The sequence below is a fragment of the Lentzea sp. NPDC006480 genome, assembly GCF_040611995.1.
Taxonomy (GTDB): Bacteria; Actinomycetota; Actinomycetes; order Mycobacteriales; family Pseudonocardiaceae; genus Lentzea.
Map to the genome: position 1 here is coordinate 1 of NZ_JBEXPJ010000297.1, position 5,033 is coordinate 5,033.

The following is a 5,033-nucleotide window of genomic DNA, read 5'->3' on the forward strand; positions in this document are numbered from 1 at the left end:
GCCCTCGGCGTCCGGTCGCTCGATCTTGATCTTCACGTCGAGTCGGCCGGGGCGGAGGATCGCCGGGTCGATCATGTCCTCGCGGTTGGAGGCGCAGTGGATTCGGACGCACACGGCCCAATTGCGAACTCTGGGTGAAGGCTCCGCGCGATCCGCCGTGATCGCGCTCATTGCCAGGATCAAGCCTACGTGGCGCAATTTCTGGCAGGGCATCGCGAAGTTTTCCGGGCTCGCAGCCGCCACCTACCTCCTGTTCGCACTGTCAAATAGTCAATATGCCGAAGTGTTGGGCGTGATCATCGCCGGGTTGGGTACCCTCGCCGTGCTGACGGCAATTCCCCTGCTCGTTCTGTTCACTGGCGCCACCTTTCTCAGGGCAGCAGGGCGAGTTGGCAATGCCGTCGATGCTCTTGGTTTGCTCGCACGCGCCCGATCCGACCAGGCCTTTAACTTCCTGATCACCAGGTTCGGCAGTCAACGTATCACGCAGGACCCGGATGTCCGCCAAGCCCTGGAGAAACTTGTTGGCGAAATGGAACAAGCACAAGTCCGCGCCGACAGCGAGAAGGAGCTGCTTATCTGGAAATCATGCCCGAGTCTTGCCGCGTATCCCAGATCTCACTGCCGAGTGCTGGACCGCTTCACCCTTACCTCCCTTCGAGTGCAGGAGATCAGAGAGGAAACCCTGGACGAGATGGCCAGGCTCGTCGAACAGGAGTGACCGTCCGACAGCGAGGTTTGGCTGCTTGCGGATCGTTGCAGCCACCCGCGAATTGGAGTAGCTGTAAGCCTGTGGGGTGCCAAAACTAGGCTGGTGGTCTGACCTCCGCCTAAGGCCGCCGCAGGATCGTGCTCGTTGATCAAGCCGCCGAGTACTCGCCGACGACGAACGGCGCTACAGCCCGGCTCTGCGAGTGGGTCATCGGGTCGTGGTGGAGTGTGCTAGTGGCGCTGCTCGCAACGTTGACCAGGCAACGCGATCGTCCGCACCTGTAGTGCGCGGATCGAAGGACGTTGAATCGCTACGATCAGATCGAGATACCTCAACCTAGGTGTCTACATATCAGAAGCGAGGCGCAGACATTAGAGGCTGAAGGCCTTTGCTGCACAGGCAGACGGGTTCATTGTCACGCTGCGCACCGTGAGGGGCTAGCGTGCAACCGTGTCCATTCATATGACTACCTCCTTTCCAGGAGGCGATCCCAGGAAATTGATCTCGCTCTTGGAGCGATATACACCGAGCAGGAACGCGGTTGGCGAGACAGGTCTCAACCGATCAGGCCAAACGTCACCCTCCTGAAGGGCGAGCGACTGACGACTACTAGTGCATGCCGGATGCACCGTCCCGTCCCACCAGGCACGCTGTGCCGCTCGAAAAGTCATCGCTGCAGCTCACACGACATACCGATGCGGCGAAGTGGTCGGGTGGTTAGGGCTGTCGAGGTCTTGCACTGCAGAGCCATCTCAGAGGCTGGGTAGGCGCTGGTCGCGGGCCTGGTGAGGCCGAAGCACGTCGTAGTGCGCTCCGTAAGCCGCAAGGACTTGATGCTCGCAGCCTTCTCCCATGACGAGGACGTGGTCGAGAACCTCGCGGCGGATGCGGCCGATGAGCCGTTCGCACTGAGCGTTCACCCAGGGAGTTCGCGGCGTAGTCGCCATAACTGATTTCCACAATGAACGGAACTGCGCCGGGTTCACACAGCGAAGGTCATTTGGGGCGGTTGTCCTGCCGCGGAAATCTCTTCACGTGATCGACCCAGCGCAGGTCAGACCGCTGGACCGCGTTTTGGCACTCCCGCACGCGTCGCCAGTGTCTAGAAAGGCAAGTACTCCAGCTCTTCCGCAGCCAGATCGCGAATGGTCTGGCTCAGCTCGCCGTCGTCCACCATTCGCCAGAGCACGGACACCGCTTCGTGGCAACCCTGTGTTGCCGCCTCAGCCAGGCTCACCGGCAGCCTGTCGAGTGGCAACACGGATTTCAGGCGCCGGTAAGCCGCCGTGCCCTCGGCATCGACAGCGATAGCTCCTGCCCGAGCGCGGGTTGTGTCGTCGAGACGGCCGTTGCCCACGATGCGCCAGAGCCCTTCGTGCTTCTCGGTCTCGTCCAGCGCGAGTCCTAGCAGGAGCTCGTTGGCGTCGGCGCGGTGTGGAAAGTCCAGCCCGCCGAGGTCGCTATCCCACATCAGGCGGTGCAGCGCGCCCGCGGCCGCCCGATCGTTGTTCGTGAGAAACTGCATGACCTCGACACGGGTCGCGTCCGCAAAGTCCACGTCAGTCGCGATCGCCAGCAGGACGTCCACCGCGAGGTCGAAGTTCAGTTCCGCCAAGGCGAAGCCCGCACGCAGGTGATCCTCGGCGTCCACATTCGGGTCGACGGTGATCGCGACGAGCGAGGAGATCGTCTCGGGTCCGAGCTCGATGTCCTCCGCGGAAAGCTGCTTGATCAGTAGCCAGCACGAACTCGGCTTGGCGCGCACCAGTGCCGCGACAAGAGCGTCTGGTTCGTGACCGCGAGCCGCCCACACACCGACCAGGAACTGCGGAAGCACCGTGAACTCGTACAAGTACTCCTCGAGGTAGAAGGACGAGTACTCGTAGGACTCGGCGAGACCGGTCATCAGTTCCTGGAGTCGCAGTTGACGCTCGCGGTCGTTCAGGCCTTCCAGCATCCGAACGAGCCGCCGTGCGGCGAAGTACTCCTCGAACGTGCGGTGCGCGAACTCGACCCCATCACCGGTCGACACCACGAGGTCGGTCGAACACAGCAGGTCGTGCAGCTCACGACGCTGAACGTCCTCCGGTCCGGCCGCAGGTTCGAGCGCAGTGCCGACCACTAGCTCGGAGGCCCAGTCAAGAACGTCGATCAGAAAACCGTCGACGAGGTTGTCGTAGGCGATCCGTTCGAGCAGGAAGACCACGAGCTGGTTGGTCCTCCGATCTTCGGCCGAGCCGCGCGTCAGCACCACCTTGTTCACGTAGTGCTCGTAGACCACGACCCTGTTCCTGGGCAACTGGCGGTAGGGATCGTTCGCCAGCAACTCGCACAGCATCAACGCGTACAGCGGACGGTCCGCCCATCCGAGCAGGTGCGAGTTCCGCACGTGGGCGCACAGCCGCCGGCTCAGCTCTGCCGCGTGCCGCACATCGCGCTTGGCGAACCACTTCTCGCCGAACTCCTCGAGAGCCACGATGCCGAGCGGCTGAAGCTCGTAGCGCGTGAAACGCCTCTCGACCTCTCCCAGATCAACATCGCGCAGCGGCCTGCTTGCAATTACGAACCGGAAGAACTCGTGGCGTGTGCCGTCGGCGATGACGCGCAATGCGGTCTCACGTTCCTGCGCGTCGTGCAGCTCGTCCAGGCCGTCCACCAGCACCAGCCAGCTCAGGCCGCCGGGAGGGGCGGCTTCGAACATGTCGACCGGCAACTCGCGCAGCAGCCGATAGGTCAGCTCGGCACTGGCACCCTCCCTGATCGCCTCGGCCATGGGGCGGCCGCGGACGAACGACCTGGCGTGTACCCGCACCGGGACACTCGGACCGGTCAGCACGTGCGCGATTCGCCTGAGCAGGCTGGACTTGCCGAGGCCGGGGCCCGCCGTGACCAGGAGGTTGCGGTGCCGTTCAAGCATCTCCTGCCAGGAAAACCGCTTGCCCTCGTGCAGAAGGCCCTGTTCGACGTACAACTCACTCAGAGGAACCCGCGGTGCGGCGGACAGCCCGGACCTCGCGGCGTAGGGGTGATCATCAGCACCATGACGACAGGCATCGACGTAGGGCGCGAGGTCGTCGTCGCTCATCCGCCGACCAGCGTGCACGTTGACCGCGACCAACTGCTCGACGTGCCCCGCCTGCACGAGGTTGCCCCAGTTCTGGCCGTGAACGTCGTTTCGGGTGTATCCGGACACGCACACATTGTGACCGACTGGGAGTGCGTGGAGGCGACGTTCCGCGCATTGACCAGATCTCGATCCATCAACGGCAAGCCCGGCAAACGACCGCTCGAGATGTCGTTCGCTGCGGTAGCGGCGCTCGAAAGACCTACGGCCAAGGCGGACAGCGAACCTGACGATCCCTCATATCGCGACCACAGCATCATCGACGACCCTGTGCGTGCCAAAACCGCATCCATGCAGGCTAACCCGCATGGCGATACTCGCGGATGACTCCGCCGAGCCGATCCTGCCGATCTACGCTAAGGCGGTCGATCTGATCGGGTTTGACAAGGCTGAGGACTAGTCCGCAAAGGTGCTCGAGCGGCAAGCGATCAGCGGATTCGGTGCTCGTTGTAGTACCCCTCACACGACGCGCATGTGGCAGGTGGTTCTGATTCAGCTCAGCGTGCGATCCAGCAGTTCGGCGTGAAGTGTCTTCACTTAGTGTTTGATGGTGGGGTTCACGCGGGGAATCCGGATAACGAAATCGTAGCGATCCATTCGGTGCCGAGGATCTTGACAATCAAAGCGGGATGCGGCAGAACGGTCTGGTGCACCACTCTGCAGGTTCACCGCGAGGCAGAACCGCGACCTACGGACCCCCGCCCTCACGCTTCGACGAAACGGCCGCAACACGCCCCTAGCAACAGAAACTCAGTAGCGAAGGGTTGAATTGCCCCGACTGGCCCTCTATACTGGGTTCGAGCTATCCAATAGCGCATGAACACACGTACTGCGCAAACTTGCTACACGTGGGGGGTCAAGTCCCCCTCGGACATCGGAGTTGATCAAGCGGGTGAGGATTTCAATCCTCACCCGCTTTTCGTTCATGGACGCTCGCAGCCACACATGATAACCCGCCATGATGATTGAGCGGCGCCTAGGTGTCGGAAACCCGATTTCCGAGGCGCGCCCGGGACATTCCCAGACGCTACATCGCGACTTCGACTGACGAAGCGGTCGCTCTGCACACCACTGTACGCCGCCAGGCACCTGGACGACGGCTCGCTCCAGGCAAGGACGGTCGTAAAAGTGCGATTAGCTCATCAATACCGATTCTCTCGCAATTACCAATATGGACACGACCACATGCCGAGATCA

At 62.2% G+C, this 5,033-nt stretch carries 4 protein-coding genes; 2 read left to right on the plus strand and 2 right to left on the minus strand.

What is annotated here, in order from left to right; genetic code table 11:
* Positions 1–157: 157 nt before the first annotated feature.
* Positions 158–721, plus strand: a complete 564-nt coding sequence (locus ABZX92_RS45030; protein WP_355572200.1) for a hypothetical protein — start codon at positions 158–160, stop codon at positions 719–721.
* Positions 722–1,464: 743 nt separating this feature from the next.
* Here the strand turns inward: ABZX92_RS45030 and ABZX92_RS45035 are convergent.
* Positions 1,465–1,659: an integrase core domain-containing protein gene (locus ABZX92_RS45035; protein WP_355572205.1), complete on the minus strand. Its 195-nt coding sequence runs from the start codon at positions 1,657–1,659 to the stop codon at positions 1,465–1,467.
* A 155-nt stretch (positions 1,660–1,814) separates the two neighbouring features.
* Positions 1,815–3,683: a signal transduction protein gene (locus tag ABZX92_RS45040; protein ID WP_355572202.1), complete on the minus strand. Its 1,869-nt coding sequence runs from the start codon at positions 3,681–3,683 to the stop codon at positions 1,815–1,817.
* 69 nt (positions 3,684–3,752) lie between these two features.
* On the opposite strand from ABZX92_RS45040, the gene ABZX92_RS45045 reads away from it, so the two are divergent.
* The gene (locus tag ABZX92_RS45045; RefSeq protein ID WP_355572204.1) at positions 3,753–4,163 is read left to right on the plus strand and encodes a hypothetical protein; all 411 of its coding nucleotides are present in this window, start codon (positions 3,753–3,755) and stop codon (positions 4,161–4,163) included.
* Positions 4,164–5,033: the final 870 nt, after the last annotated feature.

Coding starts and splice junctions, on each gene's coding strand:
- ABZX92_RS45035 (WP_355572205.1), bottom strand. CDS start 1,659: ATGGCGACTACGCCGCGAACTCCCTGGGTGAACGCTCAGTGCGAACGG.
- ABZX92_RS45045 (WP_355572204.1), top strand. CDS start 3,753: ATGACGACAGGCATCGACGTAGGGCGCGAGGTCGTCGTCGCTCATCCG.